General features: G+C 68.0%; 24 protein-coding genes and 1 pseudogene. 6 read left to right on the top strand and 19 right to left on the bottom strand.

Translation table 11 applies throughout. The annotated features are described in order from the left end of the window. Positions 1 to 120: 120 nt before the first annotated feature. The 3 genes from B4F19_RS07765 (at position 121) to B4F19_RS07755 (ending at position 2,341) form a co-directional block, all read left to right on the top strand. Positions 121 to 1,806 carry an FAD-dependent oxidoreductase gene (locus B4F19_RS07765; protein WP_228176997.1) on the top strand — a complete coding sequence of 562 codons (1,686 nt, stop codon included), beginning with the start codon at positions 121 to 123 and terminating at the stop codon, positions 1,804 to 1,806. Next, a complete protein-coding gene (locus tag B4F19_RS07760) occupies positions 1,806 to 2,093 on the top strand; it encodes a metal-sensitive transcriptional regulator (RefSeq protein ID WP_374197992.1) in 288 nt (95 codons plus the stop codon). The genes B4F19_RS07765 and B4F19_RS07760 overlap by 1 nt, the downstream gene beginning before the upstream one ends. 86 nt (positions 2,094 to 2,179) lie before the next feature. Further along, a complete protein-coding gene (locus tag B4F19_RS07755; protein WP_195691894.1) occupies positions 2,180 to 2,341 on the top strand; it encodes a hypothetical protein in 162 nt (53 codons plus the stop codon). 75 nt (positions 2,342 to 2,416) lie between these two features. Here B4F19_RS07755 and B4F19_RS07750 read toward each other — a convergent pair whose 3' ends face one another. The 8 genes from B4F19_RS07750 to rsmA all read right to left on the bottom strand — a co-directional run bounded on the left by B4F19_RS07750 (position 2,417) and on the right by rsmA (position 9,031). Further along, positions 2,417 to 3,331, bottom strand: a complete 915-nt coding sequence (locus B4F19_RS07750; RefSeq protein WP_228176995.1) for an ABC transporter substrate-binding protein — start codon at positions 3,329 to 3,331, stop codon at positions 2,417 to 2,419. 38 nt (positions 3,332 to 3,369) lie between these two features. Beyond that, positions 3,370 to 4,131, bottom strand: a complete 762-nt coding sequence (locus tag B4F19_RS07745; protein WP_292725729.1) for an ABC transporter permease — start codon at positions 4,129 to 4,131, stop codon at positions 3,370 to 3,372. Then, positions 4,128 to 4,814, bottom strand: coding sequence for an ABC transporter permease (locus B4F19_RS07740; protein WP_228176993.1), 687 nt, complete (start codon positions 4,812 to 4,814; stop codon positions 4,128 to 4,130). The genes B4F19_RS07745 and B4F19_RS07740 overlap by 4 nt, the downstream gene beginning before the upstream one ends. Beyond that, a complete protein-coding gene (locus B4F19_RS07735) occupies positions 4,811 to 5,653 on the bottom strand; it encodes an ABC transporter ATP-binding protein (protein ID WP_292725727.1) in 843 nt (280 codons plus the stop codon). Before B4F19_RS07735 ends, B4F19_RS07740 begins: the two co-directional genes overlap by 4 nt. 12 nt (positions 5,654 to 5,665) lie before the next feature. Further along, on the bottom strand, positions 5,666 to 5,968 hold the full coding sequence (locus tag B4F19_RS07730; protein WP_292733872.1) for a DUF427 domain-containing protein: 303 nt from the start codon (positions 5,966 to 5,968) through the stop codon (positions 5,666 to 5,668). 148 nt (positions 5,969 to 6,116) lie between these two features. Continuing rightward, entirely contained in the window at positions 6,117 to 7,091 is a 975-nt protein-coding gene (locus tag B4F19_RS07725; RefSeq protein ID WP_292733870.1) for a 4-(cytidine 5'-diphospho)-2-C-methyl-D-erythritol kinase, read from the bottom strand. Continuing rightward, entirely contained in the window at positions 7,088 to 8,167 is a 1,080-nt protein-coding gene (locus B4F19_RS07720; protein WP_292733868.1) for an aldo/keto reductase, read from the bottom strand. Before B4F19_RS07720 ends, B4F19_RS07725 begins: the two co-directional genes overlap by 4 nt. Before the next feature lie 9 nt (positions 8,168 to 8,176). Then, a complete protein-coding gene (gene rsmA / locus B4F19_RS07715) occupies positions 8,177 to 9,031 on the bottom strand; it encodes a 16S rRNA (adenine(1518)-N(6)/adenine(1519)-N(6))-dimethyltransferase RsmA (RefSeq protein ID WP_292733866.1) in 855 nt (284 codons plus the stop codon). Between the two features lie 92 nt (positions 9,032 to 9,123). Between rsmA and B4F19_RS07710 the strand changes: the two genes are divergently transcribed. Next, complete coding sequence (locus tag B4F19_RS07710) at positions 9,124 to 10,572, top strand: sugar porter family MFS transporter (RefSeq protein WP_292725717.1); 1,449 nt, start codon at positions 9,124 to 9,126, stop codon at positions 10,570 to 10,572. Between the two features lie 6 nt (positions 10,573 to 10,578). Here B4F19_RS07710 and hemL read toward each other — a convergent pair whose 3' ends face one another. From hemL to hemE, 8 genes are all read right to left on the bottom strand, one after another. Next, positions 10,579 to 11,892, bottom strand: a complete 1,314-nt coding sequence (gene hemL / locus B4F19_RS07705; protein WP_292733863.1) for a glutamate-1-semialdehyde 2,1-aminomutase — start codon at positions 11,890 to 11,892, stop codon at positions 10,579 to 10,581. After that, entirely contained in the window at positions 11,889 to 12,890 is a 1,002-nt protein-coding gene (gene hemB / locus B4F19_RS07700; RefSeq protein ID WP_292733860.1) for a porphobilinogen synthase, read from the bottom strand. The genes hemL and hemB overlap by 4 nt, the downstream gene beginning before the upstream one ends. Before the next feature lie 62 nt (positions 12,891 to 12,952). Further along, positions 12,953 to 13,726 carry a uroporphyrinogen-III synthase gene (locus B4F19_RS07695; RefSeq protein WP_292733857.1) on the bottom strand — a complete coding sequence of 258 codons (774 nt, stop codon included), beginning with the start codon at positions 13,724 to 13,726 and terminating at the stop codon, positions 12,953 to 12,955. Continuing rightward, complete coding sequence (hemC, locus tag B4F19_RS07690) at positions 13,719 to 14,642, bottom strand: hydroxymethylbilane synthase (protein ID WP_292733854.1); 924 nt, start codon at positions 14,640 to 14,642, stop codon at positions 13,719 to 13,721. Before hemC ends, B4F19_RS07695 begins: the two co-directional genes overlap by 8 nt. Further along, a complete protein-coding gene (locus tag B4F19_RS07685) occupies positions 14,639 to 15,853 on the bottom strand; it encodes a ferrochelatase (RefSeq protein ID WP_414683157.1) in 1,215 nt (404 codons plus the stop codon). The genes hemC and B4F19_RS07685 overlap by 4 nt, the downstream gene beginning before the upstream one ends. Beyond that, positions 15,850 to 16,545, bottom strand: coding sequence for a hydrogen peroxide-dependent heme synthase (hemQ, locus tag B4F19_RS07680; RefSeq protein WP_228176982.1), 696 nt, complete (start codon positions 16,543 to 16,545; stop codon positions 15,850 to 15,852). Before hemQ ends, B4F19_RS07685 begins: the two co-directional genes overlap by 4 nt. Positions 16,546 to 16,577: 32 nt before the next feature. Beyond that, positions 16,578 to 17,978, bottom strand: a complete 1,401-nt coding sequence (locus tag B4F19_RS07675) for a protoporphyrinogen/coproporphyrinogen oxidase (RefSeq protein ID WP_292733849.1) — start codon at positions 17,976 to 17,978, stop codon at positions 16,578 to 16,580. Beyond that, complete coding sequence (hemE, locus tag B4F19_RS07670; RefSeq protein WP_292733846.1) at positions 17,968 to 19,089, bottom strand: uroporphyrinogen decarboxylase; 1,122 nt, start codon at positions 19,087 to 19,089, stop codon at positions 17,968 to 17,970. The genes B4F19_RS07675 and hemE overlap by 11 nt, the downstream gene beginning before the upstream one ends. A 41-nt stretch (positions 19,090 to 19,130) precedes the next feature. Here hemE and B4F19_RS07665 point away from each other — a divergent pair, with 41 nt between their 5' ends. Further along, a complete protein-coding gene (locus tag B4F19_RS07665) occupies positions 19,131 to 20,390 on the top strand; it encodes a glutamyl-tRNA reductase (RefSeq protein ID WP_228176979.1) in 1,260 nt (419 codons plus the stop codon). Positions 20,391 to 20,396: 6 nt separating this feature from the next. Then, entirely contained in the window at positions 20,397 to 21,482 is a 1,086-nt protein-coding gene (locus B4F19_RS07660) for a LacI family DNA-binding transcriptional regulator (RefSeq protein WP_292725702.1), read from the top strand. On the opposite strand, the gene B4F19_RS07655 is transcribed toward B4F19_RS07660, so the two are convergent. From B4F19_RS07655 to B4F19_RS07645, 3 genes and pseudogenes are all read right to left on the bottom strand, one after another. Then, entirely contained in the window at positions 21,464 to 22,345 is an 882-nt protein-coding gene (locus tag B4F19_RS07655) for a TatD family hydrolase (RefSeq protein ID WP_292733843.1), read from the bottom strand. The genes B4F19_RS07660 and B4F19_RS07655 overlap by 19 nt on opposite strands. Beyond that, positions 22,342 to 23,919: a methionine--tRNA ligase gene (gene metG / locus B4F19_RS07650; protein WP_228176976.1), complete on the bottom strand. Its 1,578-nt coding sequence runs from the start codon at positions 23,917 to 23,919 to the stop codon at positions 22,342 to 22,344. The genes B4F19_RS07655 and metG overlap by 4 nt, the downstream gene beginning before the upstream one ends. 38 nt (positions 23,920 to 23,957) lie before the next feature. After that, a pseudogene (locus tag B4F19_RS07645) lies at positions 23,958 to 24,269 on the bottom strand (16S rRNA (cytidine(1402)-2'-O)-methyltransferase); the annotation flags it as partial.

Here is a 24,269-nt window from a genome sequence, read left to right as displayed (position 1 = left end):
CTCGTCGAGCCGAGTTGTCCCTCGCTGGCACGAGGTGGCTCTCGTGATGCGGTCAGCTTGCCCCCCGTATACCCCCTGGGGTATGCTCATTGCATCTCTTCTCCAGAAAGTGAGTGCTCCATGCGCATCGTCATCGTAGGCGGCGTGGCCGCCGGGATGAGCGCGGCCGCCCGCGCCCGCCGTCACGACGAGTCAGCCGAGATCATTGTGCTCGAACGCGGCCCCGAGGTCTCGTTCGCGAACTGCGGCCTTCCGTACCACGTCGGCGGCGAGATCCCCCACGAGGGGTCGCTGCTTCTGCACACGCCCGAGACCCTGCGCGCAAGCCTCAACCTGGACGTGCGGACCGGGCACGATGTGACAGCGATCGACACGGCCGCGAAGGCTGTCACTGTCGCCTCGACCTCCGGCGTCGAAGACCTCAGCTACGACGCGCTCATCCTCGCACCGGGCGCCGTCGCCATTCGGCCGCCCCTCCCCGGGCTCGACTCCCCGCGAGTGCGGACGCTTCGCACCGTGGCGGACGCCGTGACCCTCAAGAAGTGGGTCGATGACGGCGCCACGCGCGGCGTCGTGCTCGGCGCCGGGTTCATCGGACTCGAGGCCGCCGAGGCCCTGCGCCATCGCGGGCTCGAGGTCGACGTCGTCGAGCTTGCCCCGCATGTTCTCCCGCCGCTCGAGCGCGAGATGGCCTCTGTCGTGACGACACAGCTGCGAAATCTCGGCATCCGGGTCCACGCCGGTGTCGCCGCCGAGAGCGTCGAGGTCGGCGACGATGAGGATGTCGTCGTCCTCGCGGATGGCACCCGCATCCCGACCGACCTCGTGGTCCTCTCGGTCGGCGTTCGCCCCGACACCGCGTTCGTGGAGACTGCAGGAATCGAGACGGCTCGAGGCGCGATTGTCGTCGACGATCGCGGACGCACCTCCGCTGAGGGAGTCTGGGCCGCCGGCGACGCGGTCATCAGCACGGATGCCGTCACAGGCGTCCAGCGCCCCGTGCCCCTCGCCGGCCCCGCCAACCGCGCCGGTCGGCTCATCGCCGACGACATCTTCGGCATGGCTGGCGGCCGGCCCATCCCCCAGCCCGTCGGCACTGCCATCGTGCGCGTCGGCGAGATCACGGCAGCGATGACCGGGGCGAACCGTGCGAGCCTGGATGCCGCGGGAATCGACTACACGACGATCCACCTGCACCCGATGCAGCACGCCGGCTACTTTCCTGGAGCCTCGACCGTGCACCTGATCGTGCATGTCTCGACGGACGATGGACGAGTCCTTGGAGCGCAGGCCGTGGGTTATGAAGGAGTCGACAAGCGCATCGATGTTCTCGCGACCGCGATCCGTGCCGGCCTGCCGGCGACCGACCTCATGGATCTCGACCTTGCCTACTCGCCGCCGTACGGTCAAGCCAAAGACGCCGTGAATCTCGTCGGGATGGTCGCCGAAAACGTCGAGAACGGGCGGCTGAAGCTCTGGTATGCCGACGAGCTCGACCAGATGCGGGAATCCGCACTGATCCTCGACGTCCGAACTCCGCGCGAATACAGCAGCGGCCACATCGAGGGGTCGCTGAACATTCCACACACCGAACTTCGTGAGCGCATCGACGAGGTACGTGAGGCAGCGCAGGGCCGCCCGATCGCAGCGCTGTGCGCGGCGGGCGTCCGATCGAACATCGCTTACCGCATCCTGGTAGGAAACGGCTTTGACGCGTTCTCCCTGTCGGGTGGGACGCAGACCCTTCGCCAGTGGTGGGGCGATCAGGCCGCCAGCATTCTTGTCAGAGAAGAGGTCCACGCATGATGATCACCGGCACCCCCGAGGAGCAGGCTGCAACACGCAAGCGCATCACCAACCGGCTCAAGCGCGCACAGGGTCAGCTGAACGCTGTCATCGCTTCGGTTGAGGCCGGTGACACGTGCCGCGACATCGTGACGCAACTGTCTGCCGTCACGAGCGCTCTCGACCGCGCCGGGTTCGCCATCATCTCGGCGGCGATGCGCGACTGTGTCGCCGACCCGGACGGCACCGCCGAGGCCGAGGGCCTGACGCAGGAGGAGCTCGAGAAGCTCTTCCTGTCGCTCGCCTGAGCCGCATCCCCGAACACTCATCGCTCGGACCGTCACGGTGACGGACCGCCATTTGTGCTGCCCGCGCAGCCAGTGAAGGAGACACCATGTGCTATCAGACGACGTGCCGGAAGTGCGGCAAGGTCACGTGGGGCGGCTGCGGCCAGCACGTGCAGCAGGCCCTCGCCGGGGTCCCGAAAGCGCAGCGCTGTGCCGGGCACGAAAACGAGCCATCGAAAGGCTTCTTCGCGAGCCTGTTCGGCCGCTGACCCACCACCCCTCCAACGCCGGAGCGGCTGCCACCCTCTCTCTCGGGTGGCAGCCGCTTCGTTGACGTCGCGCTGTTAGCTCAGGCCGTTCTCCTGCAGCCACTGCGACGCGATGTCGGCGGGCGACATCTCGTCAACCGTGCTCTGCACGTTCAGCGCAACCAGACCCTCGGGGGTCAGGGCGGCGCTCACGGCGTTGATGACGTCGGCGATCTCGTCAGCGACATCCGCGTTCACGACCGGGACGACATTCGAAGCCAGGAAAAGCCCCTCGGGGTCCTCGAGAACGACGAGGCCCGCGGTCTGGATGCGCGGGTCGGCCGTGTAGATGTTGGCGAGGTTGATCGTGCCAGCTTCGAGGTCCTCGAACGTGGTGTCGCCCGTCGCCGAGAAGCCGACGTCGATGCCGTACACGTCGGCAAGCCCCGTCGGCCCGTAGGGGCGCTCGGCAAGCTCCGGCGGGCCGCCGAGCGTCAGGGGCTCGGTGACGTTAGCGAGATCGGCGATCGAGACGAGACCGTACTGATCGGCGAATGCTGAGGTGACGGTGTACGAGTCCTGGTCGGTCGCGGTGGACTGGTCGAGCACAACCAGTCCTTCCGGCAGCGCGTCGGGCAGTGCCGCGTAGACCTCATCGGCTGTGCGTGCCGTCGTCTCAGGGTCGAAGTACTGCAGGAGGTTTCCGCTGTACTCCGGGAAGAGCGTCACCTCGCCGCTCTCGAGCGCCGGGATGTAGGCATCCCGCTGCCCGATGTTGAACTGACGCTCGACATCAAAGCCGGCGTTCTCGAGAGCCTGCGCGTAGATCTCGGCGATGATCTCGTTGGAGTAGTAAGCCTGCGAGCCGACCACGATCGTGTCGGACATCATCTCGCCGCTGCCGCTACCGTCGGTGGGTTCCTCGAGCGGGTTGCCCGAAGCGCAGCCGGCCAGCAGCAGCGCGGCGGCGCCGACGAGCGCGGCGGCGCGGAGGGTGCGTGTGGTGGTCATGGTGCCTCTTTCTTTTCTGGTGGTGCGGGATGGTGCGGTCAGGTGGACGGGCTAGACGCGACGGTGTCAGGGACCCGAGCGGGCGTTTGGGCGGACCGGGGCCCGGTGTCGGATGGCGTACGCCGGGTCTTCGTGGCGCGCTGTCCCCGCGGCACTGCAGCGCGCTGCAGGAGCGCGAGCAGACCATCGAGGACCAGGGCGAGAAGGGCGACGAGAATCGATCCGGCAAGAACCTGATCGAACGCCCGCAGTGGAAGGCCCTGGATGATCGGGAATCCCAGCCCACCCAGGTTCACGTAGGCGGCGATGGTGACGGTTGCGACGACCTGCAAAGTGGCGGTCCGCAGCCCGCCGACCAGCAGCGGGAGACCCAGCGGAACCTCGACGCGCCACAGGATCTGCCAGCGAGTCATCCCCATGGCGCGCGCCGCGTCGATCGTGGCCCGATCGATTGCCTGGAGGCCCGTGTAGGCGCCGGCCAGCAGAGACGGGATGGCAAGGAGGACGAACGTGATCAGCGCAGCCTCAGCCCGGCGCGTCACACCGATGACCAGGACGAGAAGAATCAGTAGCCCGAACGAGGGAATGGCGCGCGCCGCGCCCGAAACGGCAACAGCGACCTCGCGTCCTTTGCCGGTGTGTCCGATTGCCCAGCCGATCGGCACGGCGATGAGAGCGGCGATTCCGACGGCGGCGAAGGTGTAGCCCAGCTGCTCGAGCAGCAGCGTTGGCAGGCTGTATCGGCCGGACCATTGTTCGGGTGCGATGATCCAGGCCCAGGCGTCGATGAGAAGATTCATGCGCTCGCCTCCGCAGGAGCAGCGGATGAGGCTGCGCGAGGCCGTACTCGCGTCCGGCGCGTCCACGGCATCAGTATCCGCCCGATCAGAACCAGCACGAGATCGATCACGAGGGCGAGAATGACGACGGCGACAACCCCCGCGAGGACCTCGGGGATGATGCGGCGCTGGAGACCATTGGTGAACAGGTACCCCAGATTCGACACGCCCACGAGAATGCCCACCGGTGCAAGCGCGATCGTGCTCACGGCAGCAACCCGCAGACCCGCGAGGATGACGGGGCCGGCCAGCGGAAGCTCGACGGCGAAGAACCGACGCGCACCTGAGAAGCCCATAGCAGTGGAAGCGCCACGTACGCCCTCGTCGACAGAGTTGAGTCCGTCGACAACCGACCGCACCAGAAGCGCGATCGCGTAGAGCGTCAGCGCGAGGATGAGGTTCAGATCGCTGAACGCTACATACCCGAAGAGGGCGGGGAGCAGAAACAGTAGCGCGAGCGAGGGGATGGTGTACATCAATCCGGTGATGGTGACGACAGCACCCCGGAGGAGACGGAACCGCCAGGCAAGAAAGCCCAGCGGAATCGACAGAACGAACCCGAGGAGGATCGCGATCAGACACTGGCGGAGGTGCTCCACCGACAGCTGGAGGATCAGGCCGAGGTTCTCCAGAACCCAGCTCACGACGGGACGCCTCGCGCGCTCTCGTCCGGATCGCTGAGCATGCCCTGCGTGCGCCCCTGCCCATCGATCACTGCAGTGCCGGTGGCGGTCTTCTTCAACCGCAGCGAGCGCTTGCCCTGATCGGCGCCGATGAACGAGGCCACGAATTCGGATGCCGGATTCTCGAGGATCTCACTCGGCGTACCGACCTGCGCGATGTGCGCGCCCTTCTCGAGGATGACCACCTGGTCACCCAGCAGAAACGCCTCGTCGATGTCGTGCGTGACAAACACAATCGTCTTGTCGACCTCGTCCTGCAGCCGCAGCAACTCCTGCTGCAGTTCGGCGCGCACGATCGGGTCGACAGCGCCGAAGGGCTCGTCCATCAGCAGGATGTTGGGGTCAGCCGCAAGGCCGCGCGCCACCCCCACGCGCTGCTGCTGGCCGCCGGAAAGCTGGCTCGGGTAGCGCTTGGCGAACGATCGATCAAGACCTACCGTGTCCATGAGCTCGAGACCGCGGCTCCGAGCCGCCGAGCGCGACAGTCCCTGCAGCACCGGAACCGTCGCGATGTTGTCGATCACGGTGTAGTGCGGCAGGAGGCCCGAGTTCTGCATGACGTAGCCGATCCCCCGGCGCAGCTTGACGGGGTCCTTGCCGGCGATGTCCTCGCCATCAATGGACACGACGCCGGACGAGGGCTCCACCATGCGGTTGATCATGCGCAGCAGAGTCGTCTTGCCGCAGCCCGAGGAGCCGACGAAGACCGTCGTCTTGTGCGCGGGGAGCGTCAGGTTGAATCCGTCGACCGCTCGGGTTCCGTCGGGAAACTGCTTCGTGACGTCGTCGAAGATGATCACGGCGGCACCGGGTCAGTCGATGACCGACACGTCCTTCCCGAAGGCGACATAGCCCGAGAAGTCAGCCCCCACACGCTCGAACGCGCTGGGATACGGCGTCGGGTATGCCCACGCGCCGTCCGAGTGAGTAACCCCGTCGGCGACGATGTCGTAGTACTGGCACACGCCCTTCCACGGGCACGTGTAGGGAGTCGGACTCTCGACCAGTGCGCCGGCTACGATGCTGCTCGGCGGGAAGTACCAGTTCCCCTCGATGGAGAGGAGATCATGGCGGGAAGCTTCCGCGATGACAACGTTGTCGATGACAGCCTTCATGGTTCTCCGTTCGTCGGGACGGCCGATTCGGCTTCGAATCACGCTACCGGAGGCCGGGGACATCGCGGGCGGTTCTGACCGAAGCGGAAATCCGGCGGTAATGTCCGCAGCCCGTCAGAAGCACCCGCGGCCTTGTCAGACCAGTCGGTCAGATCAGTCGTGCGCCGGGAACAGGGCCATGTGCGTGAAGGGCCGTATATCCCGCGGCCGACATGGTGACCTGCAGTTCCAGGGCCGATTCGAGATCCTCGGCGAGGAACGCTGTGGTGGGACCCGACCCGGAGACGATCCCGGCCAAGGCGCCGGCCCGGTCTCCCAGATCGAGCACATCGCCGAGCTCGGGCCGCAGCGACAGTGCCGCCTCCTGCAGGTCGTTGTGAAGGTGACCGGCGAGCTCCTCGGGGTCGCCGGAACGGAGGGCGTGCAGCACGCCCGTCGCCACCGCGGGGTCTGCGCCACCGTGGCGAGCGTCCGATATGCGGTCGAGGCGAAGTGCGCCGGTCGACGGATGCCCGGCCGACGCGGTCCGCGCGCGAAGCCGGTCGAGCTCGCTGTAGACCGCCGGCGTGGACAGTCCGCCATCGGCGAGCACGATGACCCACTCGAAGCGGCCTGTCGCGAGCGCGGGACTGAGCCGATCTCCGCGCCCCAGGCCAACTGCCGTTCCTCCCATCAGAGCGAACGGCACGTCGGCGCCGAGCCTGGCAGCCAGGCGCTGCAGCTCGGCGGAACCCACCTCGGTCCCCCACAGTGCATCACAGGCGACGAGGGCTGCCGCAGCATCCGCGGAGCCGCCGCCCATGCCACCGGCTACCGGAACGTGCTTGTCGACCGTGAGGTGCACCCCACCGTCGTACCCCGTGTGTTGAGCGAGGATCCGCGCCGCCCGCAGCGCGAGGTTCCGATCATCGAGCGGGACTGTCGACACATCGACTGAGCCGGTGACCTCGAGCCGGAAGTCGTCCGCCGCCACGGCCCACACGTCTTCGAACAGAGAGACAGCCTGGTACGCGGACGCGACAGCGTGGTAGCCGTCGTCGAGGAGCGGACCGACCTCGAAGTACACGTTGAGTTTGCCCGGAGCCCGCACCCGGACGACGTCTGTGCGAAGCGGCGCCGTCACGAGTCCGAGGGATCCGCCCAGATCGGACCCGACGGCGAGAGATCGACGCCGTCGGTGAGAGCGTCGATCTGCTCGAGCTCCTCGGTGTCGAAAGCCGGGCCCGCTATCGCTGCCAGGTTCTCGTCCAGCTGATCGGGACGCGATGCGCCGATCAGCGCCGAGGTGACGACCGGGTCCCGCAGCACCCACTGGATCGCCATCTGCGCGAGGCTCTGGCCCCGCTGCCGGGCGATCTCGTTGAGACCACCCAACAGCGAGCGGCCGTGCTCCGACACCCGGTCGGCGGGAACCGAATTGCGGTTCTGTGCCCGGTCGGCGGCCGCACCGCTGAGGTACTTGTCAGTCAGAAGCCCCTGCGCGAGGGGCGTGAACGCGATAGCCCCCAGACCCTCCTGACGCAGCACGCCGGTGAGGCCATCCTCGACCCAGCGGTTGAGCATCGAGTACGACGGCTGATGGATGACCAGCGGAGTACCGAGACTGCGAGCCACCGCAACCGCGATCGCTGTCTGCTCTGCGGAGTACGACGAGATGCCGACGTAGAGGGCCTTCCCCTGGCGCACGAGCGTGTCAAGCGCCGCGATCGTCTCTTCGACCGGAGTCACCGGATCCATCCGGTGCGAGTAGAAAATGTCCACGTACTCGAGGCCCACGCGCCGCAGCGACTGATCGGCGCTGGCGAGGATGTACTTGCGCGAACCGTAGTCGCCATACGGGCCCGGCCACATGTCGTACCCGGCCTTGGACGAGATGATCAGCTCGTCGCGGTACGGCGCGAAGTCTTCGCGCATCATCCGCCCGAAGTTCGTCTCGGCAGACCCGTACGGGGGTCCGTAGTTGTTTGCGAGATCGAAGTGCGTGATCCCGGAGTCGAAAGCGTGCCTCAGTAGCTTCCGCTGGTTGTCGAACGGGATGTTGTCTCCGAAGTTCCACCACAGTCCGAGCGAGATCGGCGGGAGGTAGAGGCCCGACGTGCCCACCTGGCGGTAGTCGGTGATGGAGTAGCGGTCCTCGGATGCCGAGTAGGGGCGGTGGATGTCGTTTCGGCTGCGCGAGAATCGCTGCTCGTCGGTCATGCTTCGAGGCTATCGCGCAGGCGCCGGGGTTGCTCTGGCGATGCGCAGGAACTGCCCAGCCGTCAACTCCTCGCCGCGAGCGGTGGGGGCGATCCCGGCACGTTCGAGCACCGCGGATGCCTCCAGCGCGCTTCCGCCGAGAACCGCAGCAAGCGCCTGTCGGAGCATCTTGCGTCGTTGCTGGAATGCCGCGTCGATGATGCGGAAGGTCAGCATCCGCTCGTCTTCGGAGCCCAACGGTTCGGAGCGTTCGAAACCGACGAGCACGCTGTCGACATTCGGGACCGGCCAGAAGACCTGCCGCGAAACTGTCCCCGCAAGGCGCCACGATCCCCACCAGGCGGCCTTGGCGCTGGGCGCCCCGTACACCTTCGACCCGGGCGCAGCGGCAAGCCGCTCCCCCACCTCGGCCTGGACCATCACGACCCCCCGGGCGATGGAGCGGAACGTCTCGAGGAAGTGCAGGAGGACGGGAACCGACACGTTGTACGGCAGGTTGGCCACAAGCACTGCGGGGTCGCCGGGGAGGTCCCTCACCCGCAGGGCATCCTGATCGATGACCCGGAGCGCACCGTCTGGAACACCATGAGCGGATGCCGTGGCGGGCAGTCGCTCCGCGAGTCGGTGGTCGATCTCAACGGCGGTCACCTTGGCGCCGGCCTCGAGGATCGCGAGCGTCAGCGAGCCAAGCCCAGGTCCGACTTCGACGACATGCTCCCCGGCCTGGACGCCCGCGAGGTGCACGATTTTTCGCACCGTGTTCGCGTCCACGACGAAGTTCTGGCCGAGCTTCTTGGTCGGGGTGACGTCGAGGTCGGCGGCCAGCGCCCGCACTTCCGCGGCGCCCAGGAGGGTGACGGGCATGCGATCACTGTAGTTCGCCTCACGCGCGGACTTCGCGAATCGGGTAACCGGAATCCGTCACGCGCCGCCGCGGCGGGAGTACGGTGAGTCGCGTGACATCCTCATCTGACGCGCTCCCCACGGGGACGTTCTCCCTCAATAGTGCCTATGGTCGCCGCGCCGTCGGCCTGTCCATCGCCGCTGCTGTCGGTGGATTCCTCTTCGGCTTCGACTCCTCGGTCGTCAACGGTGCTGTCGAGTCGATCCAGAGCGACTTCGCCCTCAACGACTTCGTCACCGGGTTCATCGTCGCCATCGCGCTGCTCGGTTGTGCAGTCGGCGCGCTCATAGCAGGCAACCTCGCCGACCGCTGGGGGCGCCTCCGGGTCATGTTCCTCGGCGCGATCATGTTCTTCGTCAGCGCGATCGGAACCGGTCTCGCCTTCTCGGTCTGGGACCTCGGTTTGTGGCGCGTGGTCGGCGGTATCGGCATCGGTATCGCGTCAGTTGTCGCGCCCGCCTACATCGCTGAAGTCGCGCCCCGGCAGATCCGCGGCTCGCTCGCCTCTTTGCAGCAGCTCGCGATCACGATCGGTATCTTCGCGGCGCTCCTGTCGGATGCCTGGCTCGAGGGCATCGCGGGCGGCGCCGACAACGTGCTGTGGTTGGGCCTGGAAGCGTGGCGCTGGATGTTCCTGGTCGCCGTCGTGCCCGCGGCCGTGTACGGCATCCTCTCGTTCACCGTGCCCGAGTCACCGCGCTACCTGATCAGCAAGGGCCGCACTGACGAGGCGCGGGCGATCTTCGCACGCCTGGTTCCCGCGGTCGATCTCGACAAGACGATAAACGAGCTGACCCTCGCCATCGAGACCGACAAGAAGAACGCGGGGGTATCGATCCGCGGCAAGGCTCTCGGACTGCAGCCGATCGTCTGGATCGGCATCATCCTGTCGGTGTTCCAGCAGTTCGTGGGCATCAACGTGATCTTCTACTACTCGACGAGCCTGTGGAACTCGGTCGGCATGACCAACGCACCGCTGATCAGCGTGATCACGAGCGTCACGAACGTGCTCGTGACGCTGATCGCGATCTTCCTGGTCGACCGCGTCGGACGAAAGCCGATCCTGCTCACCGGTTCGGTGCTCATGGCACTGTCGCTCGGGACGATGGCGCTGGCCTTCTCGTTCGCTACCGGTACGGGTAAGGACGTCCACCTGGACGGCGCGTGGGGACCCATCGCTTTGGTCGCAGCGAACCTATTCGTCATTGGATTCGGCGCCTCGTGGGGACCGCTCGTCTGGGTGCTCCTGGGAGAGATCTTCCCCAGCCGCATCCGAGGTAAGGCCCTCGGTGTTGCTGCCGGCGCTCAGTGGATCGCGAACTTCCTGATCACCATGACCTTCCCGGTGATGTCGAGCTGGTCGCTGCCGCTGACCTACGGCATGTATGCGACGTTCGCCGCGCTCTCGTTCTTCTTCGTGTTGTGGCGGATCCCCGAGACCAAGGGGATGGAGCTCGAGCAGACCGAGACCCTCTTCACCCGCCCCAAGGCCAAGGCCTAAGACACGTCAGGCGCGGGCGGATGCTGCGGCGCGCGCCGCGGCGGGGAGGGCGTCGACGATCCGGGCCAGCGCCGCATCGTCGTGCGCGGCGGTGAGGAACCACGCCTCGAACGCCGACGGCGGGAGCGATACTCCCGCATCGAGCATCGCGTGGAAGAACGCCCGATACCGGAAAGACTCCTGCCGCACGGCAGTCTCGTAGTCAGCGACGCCGGTGGCGACATCCTCGCCCCAGAACACGCTGAAGAGATTCCCCGACCGCTGGATGCCGTGAGCAACGCCCTCGCGTGTCAGAGCGACCCCCACCGCGGCCGAAAGCTCGTCGGCGGCGCTACCGAGTCGCGCGTAGACCGCGGCATCCGCGAGTCGGAGCGTCGCAAGCCCCGCAGCCACCGCTACCGGATTCCCCGACAGCGTGCCGGCCTGGTACACCGGGCCGAGCGGCGCGAGGAGCTCCATGACCTCCGCGCGGCCCGCGACTGCCGCGACGGGGAGGCCGCCGCCGACGACCTTGCCGAACGTGAACAGGTCGGGCGCGTAGGTCTCGCCCGCGGCATCCTGCAGTCCCCAGAACCCGGCCGGGCCGACCCGGAAGCCGGTGAGCACCTCGTCGAGGATGAGGAGCGCACCGTTGTCGCGACATGCGCGGGCAAGCAGGGCGTTGAAGCCCGGATGCGGCGGGACGACCCCCATGTTCGCAGCGGCGGCTTCCGTAATGACGGCAGCGATGCGCCCCGGGTGCTGGGCGAAGACTCCGGCGAGCGCATCAGGGTCGTTGTAGGGGATGACGACAGTCTGAGCCGCCACTGCCTCTGGCACCCCCGCTGAACCGGGCAGCGCGAGGGTTGCAAGTCCCGAGCCAGCCTGGGCAAGAAGCCCGTCGGAGTGCCCGTGGTAGTGGCCCGAGAACTTCACGACGAGATCTCGCCGCGTGAAGCCGCGGGCGAGGCGAATGGCGGTCATCGTCGCCTCGGTGCCTGTCGAGACGAGCCGCACCCGGTCGACGGCACCTACCCGAGCCGTGATCTCCTCGGCGAGTTCGGTCTCGGCTGGCGTGCTCGCGCCGAACGAGAGACCGCGGGAGGCGGCCTCGGTGACTGCCGCAACGACCTCCGGATGCGCGTGACCGAGGATCGCCGGCCCCCAGCTGGCGACGAGGTCGACGTACTGGCGGCCATCGGCATCCGTCACGTAGGGCCCTCGGGCGGATACGAAGAACCGGGGTGTGCCGCCGACCGAGCCGAAAGCCCGCACCGGCGAGTTGACGCCCCCGGGCATTGCCGCTTGCGCGCGGGCGAAGAGTTCATCGTTGTGGGTCATCGCGCACCTCCCGCGTTGTGCCCGTCGCGCAGTGATCGCCCGACCTCCAGCGCCCAGTACGTCAGGATCGCGTCTGCCCCGGCCCGGCGGATGCCAACGAGGGACTCGAGAACCGCGCGATCGCGGTCGATGGCCCCGGCTGCCGCGGCGAGCTCGACCATCGCGTACTCCCCCGACACCTGGTACGCCCACACCGGGACTGGCGAGCGCTCGGCTACCGCCGCGAGAACATCAAGGTAGGGTCCCGCGGGTTTCACCATGACGATGTCGGCACCCTCGTGGATGTCACGGGATGCCTCCAGCAGCCCCTCCCGACCGTTCGCCGGGTCGAGCTGATATGTCTTACGGTCACCGACGAGCGTGGATTCCACGGCGTCACGGAACGGGCCGTAGAACGCAGACGCGTACTTCGCCGAGTACGCCAGGAGCACGACATCCGTTCGCCCCGCCGCGTCGAGTGCTTCGCGAACCGCGGCGACCTGACCGTCCATCATTCCCGACAGACCCAGGATCTCGGCCCCCGCGTCAGCCTGCGCGAGCGCCATCGCCGTGTACCGATCGAGCGTCGCGTCGTTGTCGACCCCACCCCGCGCATCGAGGACACCGCAGTGTCCGTGGTCGGTGAACTCGTCAAGGCAGAGATCCGCCTGCACAGTGAGCCGTCCAGCCGCCGCTGTCCGGGCGACGCGGATAGCGCGGTTGAGGATGCCGTCCGGGTCGGTCGCGCCCGACCCTGTCGCGTCACGAACGAGCGGCACACCGAACAGCATGACGCCGCCGAGCCCGGCATCCGCCGCCGCGTCGACGACCTGCGGCAGCGTCTCGAGCGTTTCTTGCCGCACTCCCGGCATCGTCGCGATGGGCTGCGGTTCGTCCCGCTCGGTCACGAACACGGGGAGCACGAGTGCGGATGCCGACAGCGTGTGCTCAGTGACGAGTCGGCGCATCGCGGGGCTCTGTCGCAGGCGCCGCGGGCGGTGGGTGGGATAGGTCGTCATGGACGGAACTCCGGGGTGCAGATCGGCGAGAGGAAGGACAACTCGGCTGGAAAGAGGACAACTCAGCGCGGGGAAGGACAACTCGGCGAGAAGGAGGACAGCTCGGCGAGGAGGGATTCGATGGATTGTTCGGGGGCGGTCAGCGTCACGGTGAGGGCCCGGCGTTCGGCATCCCGGGTCGTGCCGGGCCCGAGCGAGGCGAGGACCGTGTTCGGCGGAAGCACGCCGACCTGGTGACTGAGTTCGCGCACGACGCTCGTCGAGGTGAGCAGCACCGTGTCGATCCGCCCCGATCGCAGATCGTCGACGATCTCATCCGGAAGGTCGACCCCCACCGTCCGGTAAGCGATACAGACTTCCACGTCGTAGCCGCGGACTTCCAGCTCGTCGCTGACGACCGCCATCGCGAGGTCGGAGCGCAACACGAGGCACCGCCCAACGCGCGCCGGCTCGTGCGCTGAGCACCACTGCTGGGTGAGGGCCAACGCCGACGAGCGCCCGGCCGGAACGAAGTCGACCTCGAACCCGGCATCCACGACAGCGCGAGCGGTTGCACGCCCGACCGCGGCGACGCGCGTGGCAGCAGGAATCTCGATGCCCGCAGCGCGCAGGTGTTCGACCGCAGCGGCACTGGTGATGAACACCCAGTCGTAGGTGCCGGCGGCGAGGTCGGCGAAGAACCGGTCCCGGGCCTCGAGGTCGCGCGGGGGCTTGGTCTCGATCAGCGGCGCAATCACGGGCACGGCACCGCGGTCTGCAAGAAGGCGCGCGACGCGCTCACCCCATGCTCCACCGCGCGGCACGAGCACCGTGCGTCCGGCGAGTGCTTCAGTCATCGAGCTCATCGACCCCGCGATCTCGGAGCACCCGCACGACCCGTTCAGCAAGCGCCGCCCGGCCCGCCGGTTCGGCGACGACGGCGACTGGCGCGGCGTCCTCGACACGGATGCTGCGCGACCCGTCACTCCGGTAGACCGTCGCGGCGACCTCCACGCTCTCGCCGTTCTGGATCGCAGAGATACCGACAGGCGCAGCACAGCCGGCTTCGAGCTCTGCGAGCACCGCCCGCTCCACGAGCGCGGGGATCGCGGCGGCTGGATCGTTCAGGCCCCGCAGGGCGCGGCCCAGCTCGGTGGTCGTATCAGCCGTGCGGATCTCGATCGCCAGTGCCCCTTGACCTGCCGAGGTCGGCCACGCGTGCAGGTCGAACAGCTCGGCGATCTCGCCGTCCCGACCGATCCGGCGAAGGCCCGCTTCGGCGAGGACGATCGCGTCATACTCGCCGTCTGTGACCTTGCGCAGGCGCGTGTCGACATTGCCGCGGATGTCGGCGACAACGAGATCAGGCCGCCGCTCCAGCACCTGAGCGGCCCGGCGCGGGGAGCCGGTCCCCACGCGCGCGCCGGCGGGGAGCTCCGCAAGGGTCACGCCGCCGCGCGAACACAGGGCATCGCGCTGACCCTCGCGCTCGGGAACCGCGATCAGCGTGAGGCCCGGGTAAGCGGCGTTCGGCAGGTCCTTGAGGGAGTGAACGATCAGGTCGCACTCCCCCGCGAGCAGCGCTTCGCGCAGGGCCGTCGCGAACACACCGGTACCCCCGAGGGACGCGAGCGAACCGGTGGCGACATCGCCGTGCGTCGTGAGGGGGACGAGCTCGACCTCGAGGCCCGACGATGCTGTCAGCATCCGTGCCACCGTCCCGGACTGCGTCATCGCCAGTGTGCTGGCCCGGGTCCCCAAGCGCACGGTCATGGCGTCAACCCCGCGAGTGCCGGGCGGAAGCCCAGCCTGGCGTTCTCGCAGCATCCGGGCCGGCACACGTCGAACCACGGACCGAGCGAGGTGACTCGCGGGCGCTGCGATGCCGGGGTACCGTTCAGCCGCTCCTCGATGAGGTCAACGAGGCCCGCGACGTAGGTGGGCGATGTTCCCGGGGTCGCGGTGCGTACGGCGACAAGACCGAGCTCGGTGGCGGTCTCGATGGCTTCGGTGTCGAGGTCCCACATGACTTCCATGTGGTCGCTGACAAACCCGAGGGGAACGATCAGCACTCCGCGCCGGCCCTGCGCGGGCAGCGCGGCGATCGCGTCATTGACGTCGGGCTCGAGCCACGGCACCGACGGCGGCCCTGAGCGGCTCTGGTAGACGAGTTGCCAGGGGCTCTCGGACCCGAGCGTTCGCATGATTTGCTCCGCGACGGCGGTGTGCTGAGCGGCATAGGCGCCGCCCGGCCCGAAGTCGCGGTCGCGCGGACCGGAGCGTTCGGCATCGGCGACGGGAATCGAGTGCGTCGAGAAGAGCACCTCGATCTCGTCCGGCTTCTCGATGCCGTGCTCTCGCAGCTTCTCCAGCCCCGACCGGATGCCATCGACGAAGGGAGTCACGAAGCCCGGGTGATCGAAGAACTGGGCGACCTTGTCGATCTGCAGCTGCTCCCCGACACCCGTCGCCTCGAGCGCATCGGCGAGGTCCTCCCGGTACTGCCGGCACGACGAATAGGAGCTGTAGGCGCTCGTTGCCAGCGCCAGGACGCGGCGGTGTCCGTCGGCGTGCAGCTGCTGCACGGCGTCGGCGACGTACGGCATCCAGTTGCGATTTCCCCAGTACACCGGCAGGTCGATGCCGCGCGCGCGAAGCTCGGCATCGAGGGCGGCGACCAGGTCGCGGTTCTGCTGGTTGATGGGTGAGACCCCACCGAAGTGGCGGTAGTGGTGCGCGACCTCCTCGAGGCGCTCGTCGGGGATGCCGCGGCCGGCCGTGACGTTGCGTAGAAACGGGATGACGTCATCCTGCCCCTCGGGTCCACCGAACCCGAGCAGCAGCAGCGCGTCGTACGCGACGGGTTCTTCCACGTGTGCCGGGCCGGATGCCGCCGCGGGCGTCGCACCGCACACCGCAGCCCCCGGCGCGCAGTAGGCACCGGTCGCGTGCGGGGGCTTGGGTCGGAAGTTCTCGGCGGTCACGACAGGACGTCCTCGAGCTCGCCGACCTCGACGCGTCTCCCGGTGAAGAACGGGACTTCCTCACGGACATGACGGCGGGCGTCAGTCGCGCGAAGATCGCGCATCATGTCGACAAGGCTCAGCAGGTTGTCGCTTTCCAACGGCAAGAGCCACTCGTAGTCGCTGAGCGCGAAAGTCGAGACCGTGTTGGCCACGACATCACGGAAAGCGCTGCCTTTGCGGCCGTGCTCGGCGAGCATCGCTGAGCGCTCCTGCTCGGGCAGCAGGTACCACTCGTAGCTGCGCACGAACGGGTAGAGGCAGAGCCATTCGCGGGGCGCCTCCCCGCGCAGGTATCCGGGAACATGTCGCTTGTTGAACTCGGCCTCGCGGTGAACGCCCATGGCACTCCACGTGATGCTCGCCTCACGCAGCGCCGAGGTGCGACGAAGCCGGCGCAGTGCAGCCTGGAGTGCAGCCGGGTCCTCGCCGTGCAGCCACACCATGAGGTCGGCATCCGCGCGCATGCCGGTGACGTCGTAGAGCCCGCGCAGGGTCACGCCGGCGGCGGGAAGCTCTGCGACCTCGCGCTCCAGGTCACCGAACTCCGGCGCCGCCACACGCGGTACCGCGAGCACAGTAAAGAGGGTGTAGCCAGCGGGCAGGGACTCGTCGCCGGGCGTCGAAGCGTCGGGGGTAGCGGGATCGGTCACGATTCCTCCAGGTAGGGACGGCGGTGCGGGGTTTACGAAGCTGACGCGAGCGGGGGCGCTGCGAGCGCGCGAACGAGGGATGCTGCGACCTCGCGCGCGTGCGGGATGACCGACGCGAGCCCGGTACCGGCGACAGTGGCGCCGGCGAGGTAGATGCGGGAATCGGCGGCGACAGCAGACACAGACGATGACGATGACGATGACGACGACGACGCGTGCCACCGCCGTATGTGCAACTCACGAACGTCCACCGGCGCAACGGTGACGCCGGTGACTGCCGTGATCGCAGCTGCGACGGATTCCTCGTCGAACGCATCAGCGGCACCGTCACGCGCCGACAACCGAACGATGTGGTGATGGGGCCCGAGGCGCTCGCTGAGCGCGTCATCCACCCACGCCCATTTCGCGTTAGCGTGGGTGAGCGCCTTCGCGTCGATGGGTGCAGCGTCGGCGATGAGCGCGCCAGTGCCGACCGGATGAGCATCGAGGCCCGGCGCGTGCACGAGCGCTATCGCGAGTTCGACCGGCGTACCGTCACCGTCTGCTGCCGATCCCAGCAGACGCAGCGCCTCCTCGCGGCCGGTCGCGACGACGACGGTTCGGGCGCGGATCGGCGTACTGCCGGCATCCACGATGACCGCATCATCGCTCACGCCTGCAGCGCCGGCCCCCTGGATGCTGCGAACGGGCGCATCCATCAGGATCGTTGCGCCTGCCGCCCGCGCACGGGAAGCGAGCTCGCGCGGAAGCCGCCACATGCCTCCGACGATGCCTGCCACCGCGCTTCCTGGGCGGGGTCCGGCGGCAAGCTCGGCGACAGCGCCAGTGAGCGAGCCGGTCTGCGAGAAGCGGCGCCAGAGCTGTGGATGAACGACCGACAGCTTCAGGTCACGGGAGGGGCGCGAGTAGACCCCACGGCACACGGTATCGACGAGAGTGTCGGCCAGATCAGGGCCGAGTCGAGATGCGACGAGCTCGAACAGCGACGGTTCCTCGGCCGGGACCGGGAGCAGCTTCTCGCTACGTCCCGGAACGAGAGGTGCGATGTCGTCGGCGTCGGGATCGGCGGGAATCCCCAGCACGCTTCGGCGCGGCAGAGGCGCGCGGGTGACCCCGGCGTCGCCTGCTGCAACGAGCCACGCTCCGGCGGGGTTCGGCGTCGTGACGGCAACGGGAAGGTGCCACTGGCCAATGAGGTCGGTCACCGCGTCGGTACGCGTTGCGAACGACTCGGCACCGGCATCCACGGTCAGGCCACCGACGCCGATCGGCGCGAGCATGCCGCCGACCTGGCCCGAGGCCTCGACGAGCACCGTTCGAAGGCCCGCGGCGGCGGTTTCGGTGGCGATCACGAGGCCCGCCATTCCGGCCCCGATCACGCAGACATCCGCGGTCACCGTGTCATCAGCGCGCATCGTGTCATCAGCGCGCATCGTGCACCATCGTGACGAGATCAGTGAGTACGTCTGGATCCGTCTCGGGTGGCACGCCGTGCCCGAGGTTGAAGACGTGAGCGCGGGCGACCTTACCTGCGGCGATGATCCGGGAGACCTCCGCGGCGCGGACCTCGGCGGGAGCGAACAGCATGGCGGGATCCAGGTTCCCCTGCACTGTCACCTCTCGCCCTACCCGCTCCAGGGCCTCGTCGAGATCGATCCGGTGGTCGATTCCGACGACGTCGAGGTCGAGGCTCGCGATGTCGGCGAGAAGGTCGCCGGTGCCGACACCGAAGTGCGAGAGCGGGACCCGCAGCATCCCGGAGTCCGCGGGCGGTTCGATTTGCCGCACGTGAGCGAGTGCTCGAGCGGATGCCGGGAGCGCTGCCTGCCGGTACAGGCGCGGGGAGAGAGAACCAGCCCAGGAATCGAACAACTGCGCAGCGCTGGCGCCGGCCTCGATCTGGAGGGCGAGGAAGCGTCCGCTGATGTCGGCGAGCCACTGTGTGAGCGCGTCCCACCCGGCCGGGTCCTCGTGGATCAGGCGGCGCGCGGCGAGATGGTCCTTCGAGGGCCCGCCCTCGACGAGGTAGGCAGCGAGGGTGAACGGGGCGCCCGCGAAGCCGATGAGCGGGAGCGGCGTGCCGCGAGTAACGGACTCGGCGGCGAGCATCTCGGTCGTGCGGCGCACAGCCTCGATGATCGGCCCGCCCCGCTCGGTGACGGTCTGCGGGTCGATCGCGGTGACCCGCGCGATGTCGGCACCGGCGCGAACCGGTTGGGAGAAGACCGGACCCCGGCCCGCGACGATGCGTACGTCGATCCCCGCCAGCATCAGGGGCACGACGATGTCGCTGAAGAAGATCGCGGCATCCACGCCGTGACGGCGCACGGGCTGCAGCGTGATCTCACTCACGAGCGCGGGGTCGAGGCAGGCGTCGAGCATCGAGCTGCCCTCACGCAGCGCACGGTACTCGGGAAGGGAACGCCCCGCCTGCCGCATGAACCACACGGGGGTGATAGCTGGTCGGTGTCCGACGAAGGCGCGGATGAGGTGCGAGTCCTTCGTCGCGTGCGCAACGAACGGATGCTGATCGGAGAGCTGCATAGTTAATCGATATACTAACCAGTCGACGCGAGGAGGAAGCGATGCTGGTCTGCCTATCGGCCAACCATCGGGCTACCCCGTTCGCCTCTCTTGAGCGCCTGGCCGAGGTGGGTGGCGAGGTCCGCCGCGACATCCCCCTCGCCCACGAGTCGATCGGCGGAGCCGTCGTGCTTGCAACCTGCAATCGGTTCGAGGCCTACCTCGATATCGACCCCGACGAGGGCCACTCTGCTGAGTCCGCCGTCACTGCCGCGCTCGGCGAGCTGGCCGATGCCTCGGGTATCGACTACCGAGAGCTGCGCGAAACGCTCGATGTCACCGTCGGCAATCGTGTCGCGCATCATCTGTTCGCCGTGGCGTCGGGCCTGGACTCGGTCGTGGTCGGCGAGGACGAGATCGCGGGTCAGGTCACGCGCGCCTACGAAGACGCCCGCGGCGAGGGGATGACGACCCGCGCCCTCGAGCACCTCTTCGAGCGCGCGAAAGAAACATCGCGGACCGTCAAGAACTCGGCGCGCGTGGGGGAATCCGGTCGTTCTCTGGTTCGACTTGCCCTGGAGCTCGCCTCCTCACGGATCGCCGACTGGTCAAGCGCCCGCGTGCTCCTGATCGGGACCGGTCAGTATGCCGCGGCAGCATTGGCGGCACTGCGCGTGCGCGGCGCGCGCGGCATCCGTGTTCATTCGGCATCCGGTCGCGGCCCCGCGTTCGCCCAACGACACGGACTGATCCCGGTCGACCCGGAATCGTTTCCCGCCGAGATCGCGTCGGCCGATGTCATCGTGACCTGCACGACCCGGGTCGTGCTCGGCGGCGACGAGCTGGATGCCGGTCGCGCCGCGGTGACAGCCGCAGCCGAGCGGCTCCTGGTGATCGACCTCGGCATGCCCCGGAACGTCGCCGCCGACGTGCAGGCGCGTCACGGCGTCGAGGTACTCGACCTCGAGACGATTCGCTTGCACGCACCGCTTGACGAGTTCGCCTCGCTTGCCGATGCGAAAGCGATCGTCGCCGACGCAGCGCTCCGCCACGCCGGGGCAGGTCGGGTCCACGATGTCGCGCCGGCGGTTCGAGCGGCGCGAGGGTGGGTTCAACAGCTCCTGGATGCTGAGATCGCGCGCCTCCCCGAGAACCCCTCGGAGAGTTCGCTGAAGACCGAACGGGCGCTCCGGCATTTTGCCGGCGTGATCATGCATCACGTCGTTGCGCGCGGCCATACACTGGCGTCCTCCGGGGAGGGCGAACGCTGGTCAGCAGCGGTCGAGACAGTTTTCTCGGAAGCGCCGAATCCCGGCACGTGAGTGAGCATGACCCAGCAGCCCGACCAGACACCGATCCCGTTGCCGCGCGCGCGGGTCACGGTGAAGGATGTCGCGGCGAGAGCTGGCGTGTCCACCGCCGCGGTCAGTCAGGCACTCAATGGCCGGGGCGCGCTCAGCGCCGACACCAGACAGCGGATACTCGATGCCGCGACCGAGCTCGGATACTCCCCCGACCGCTACGCCGCAGCGCTCCGGCGCGGGCGAACGCTCTCGATCGGGTACGTCGCGTCACCGCCGCTTGACCCGGTTCGCGAGGCCACTCAGGCGCAATACGCCATGCGACAGCTCAGTGCCCTCGTTGACGCCGCAGCCGCGCACCACTTCACGGTCACGGTCATCCCCTATGCGCGCCCGGAGCTGCTGCGCAGCGCCCGGGTAGACGCCGTGTACGCGCCCGACGCCCGCGAGAGCGACCCACTGCTGGCGATCGCTGCAGCGCAGAGCATCCCCGTCATCACCAATGACCTCCCCCTTCCGCCGGACGCAGGGATGTGGATCCGCACCGGATACGAGGATGCCGCGACCGCGGCCCTTGACCTGCTCGCTGCCAGTGGCGCCACGAACATCGGGCTTCTCACCGGCGAACCGGGGCTTCCCCGTCTGGAGATCGGCGAAAGCGTCTACCAGCAGTGGTGTGCCAGCCGCGGCCAGGCCCCGATCGTCGCCCGGGTGGATGCCGCGAGCCTGGAGCTTGCGGGGAGCATCCGTGAACTCCTGCTGCACGGTGTCGACGGGCTGTTCTCGTTCGCGCAGGAGGGGCCGCGCCTGTTCCTCGACCTCGCCGCGCTCGATGTCGTCTTGCCGCGGGATCTGCAGCTTGTCGCGCTCTGTCTTCACGACTGCGCACTCAACCGCCGCCTGAGCGTGACGCACGTGTGCGTCCACCCCGAGCTCGCTCCCGCGCTGCTCTTTCCCGAACTCGTGAACGCGCTGGAGACGGCGAGCACCCCGAGCTCGCCGGTCGTGCTGCCGTGGGAGTTGGAAGGTGGATCAACGACCCGCGCGACCCCGAGCCGCATCCGCCGGGACGACGGGGTCCCGCGCGCTTCCGTTCAGGCGAACGTGCCGTAAACCTCGAGCGTGTTCGCGGCCACCTGGGCGGCGAGCTCGTCGACGGAAACACCCAGCTCTGCTGCCATGAAGCGCAGGGTGATCGGCACGAGATACGGCGCGTTGGGGCGCCCACGGTGGGGTACCGGAGTGAGAAAGGGCGCGTCGGTTTCGACCAGGATGCGCTCCGCCGGGGTCACGGCGAGCGCATCGCGCAGATTCTGCGCGTTCTTGAACGTGATGTTGCCCGCGAAAGAGAGGTAGTAGCCGCGGTCGGCGGCGATCCGCGCCATCTCGGCATCCCCGGAGAAGCAGTGGAAGACGGTCTTCTCGGGCGCGCCAACGCTCTCGAGCAGGCGCAGAACCTCGTCGTGCGCGTCCCGGTCGTGGATCTGCATTGCGATGCCGTGCTTTTTGGCCAGAGCGATGTGCGCCTCGAAAGACCGGTACTGAGCCGGCTGACCCTCGGCATCCGTGCGGAAGAAGTCAAGCCCCGTCTCGCCGATCGCCCGCACCCGAGGGTGGGCGGCAAGCTCATCGATCGCCGCGATCGCCTCATCGAGGCCTCCCGCCGCCTCGTAGGTCGGTGCCTCGTTCGGGTGGATCGCCACCGCTGCGAGAACCTGCGGGTGATGCTCCGCGGCCCACACCGCCCACCGCGAAGACTCCACGTCACCGGATGCCTGCACCACACCCGCGATCCCCGCCGAGGCCGCGCGGGCGAGTTGCTCCGACAGGCCCAGCGGGTCGTCGCCGTCCACGATCTCGAGGTGACAGTGGTTGTCGTACACCGGAACAGCCAGCGGCTCAGGCAGCGGGGGGTAGGTGAGGTCACGCCGACCCGATGCCGACCTCTCCCGCACGTAGGCGCTCGGGTCGCTCACGCGGGCTGCTCGACCCGGGGAAACAGCGGCGCCAAGCCATTGACCGAGGTGCCCGGCTTCAGCTGACCCCAACTCCCCGCCTCGCGAAGGGGCTGATCCTGCAGCCGGCCGATGGTCTCGGCAGCGCCGAGGGCGATCCAGAGCTTCTCGGTCGAGATAGGCATCACCGGCGAGAGCAACTGAGCAAGCGCGCGCAGACCCTCGGCGGCGGTGTACAGCACGGTCTCGAGTCGGGCGCGCTTCGCGTCATCCTTGGCGAGAGTCCACGGCTCGTTCTCGGTGATGTAGCCGTTGAGTTCGTCGACGATCGTCCAGATCGCGGCGATCGCCTCGTCGATCCGGAAGCGCTCGATCGCGGCATCCGCGTTCGCCGCAGCCTCCGCGACAACCCGCTGGATCGCGAGGTCGGCGTCGGTGTACTGCGCGGGCGGCGGCACGATTCCCTCGAAGTACCGCCCGATCATCGCCACCGTGCGCGAGGCGAGGTTCCCGAATCCGTTCGCGAGCTCTGCCTGGTATCGGGCAGACAGGTCCTCCCAGGAGAACGACCCGTCCTGACCGAACGCGATGGCCGAGAGGAAGTAGAAGCGGTAAGCGTCGGAGCCGAAGACGTCGGTGATCTCGGTCGGCGCGATACCCGTGAGCTTGGACTTCGACATCTTCTCGCCGCCCACGAGCAGCCAGCCGTGCGCGAAAACACCGCGGGGCACCTCGACGCCGGCAGCCATGAGCATCGCGGGCCAGATGACGGCGTGGAAGCGCAGGATGTCCTTCCCGACCACGTGATAGGCCGGCCAGCGCCGTGCGAACTGCTCGGGGTCGGACCCGTAGCCGACAGCCGTGGCGTAGTTCAGGAGCGCGTCGACCCACACATAGATGACGTGCGAGGGATCCCAGGGCACCTTGATGCCCCAGTCGAAGGTCGATCGCGAGATCGACAGGTCCTTTAGACCGCTGCGGACGAAGGATGCCACCTCGTTGCGCGCAGACTCGGGCCGCACGAAGTCGGGCACACTCTTGTAAAGGTCGAGCAGGCGGTCTTGGAACTCGCTGAGCTTGAAGAAATAGTTCTTCTCCTGCAGCAGCTCCAGCGGCTTCGAATGGATCGCACAGACCTTGAGGCCCTCGAACGCCCCCGTGCCGTCCATGATCTCGGCCTCGGTCTTGAACTCCTCGCACCCGACGCAGTACAGCGCCTCAAACTCGCCCGCGTAGATGTAGCCGTTGTCATAGATCGCCTGGACGAACTGCGTCACGCGCTCTTCGTGGCGAGCCTGCGTCGTGCGGATGAAGTCGTCGTTGGCGACATCCAGGGTGCGAAGCAGCGGGAACCAGGATTCACCGACGAGGCGATCGACCCACTCCTGCGGCGTCGCGCCGTTCGCGGCGGCAGCCCGCAGCATCTTCTGGCCGTGCTCGTCGGTTCCGGTCAGCATCCAGGTGTCGTCGCCGGACTGCCGGTGCCAACGCGCGAGCGTGTCGACGGCGACCGTCGTGTACCCGTGGCCGATGTGCGGAACATCGCTCGGGTAGTAGATCGGCGTCGTGATGTAGAAGGAACTGCCGGAACTCACCCGAGAAGTCTAGTTCGGGCCGGCGCCGCCCCGCGGGTCTATGACAGCGACGCGTTGTACAGCTCGCGCGACGAGTGACCGGATGCTGCGGCGACCTCGGCGCAGGCATCCTTCAGGCGCTTTCCCTGCGCGAGCAGATCCGAAACGTAGGCAACTGCGTCCTCGAACGACATGGCGGGGCCGGCAGCGCCACCGACGACGATGACGATCTCACCCCTGACGCCGTCGTCTGCCCAGGCGGCGAGATCCGAGAGCGGGCCGCGGCGTACCTCTTCGTGGAGCTTCGTGAGTTCGCGGCACACGACGGCTGGGCGGTCGGCGCCGAAGGCCGCAGCCATGTCGGCGAGGGG

It is taken from the genome of Microbacterium sp. UBA1097 (assembly GCF_002313585.1).
In the GTDB taxonomy this organism is placed as follows: Bacteria; Actinomycetota; Actinomycetes; order Actinomycetales; family Microbacteriaceae; genus Microbacterium.
This window is presented reverse-complemented; position numbering and strand designations above follow the sequence as displayed.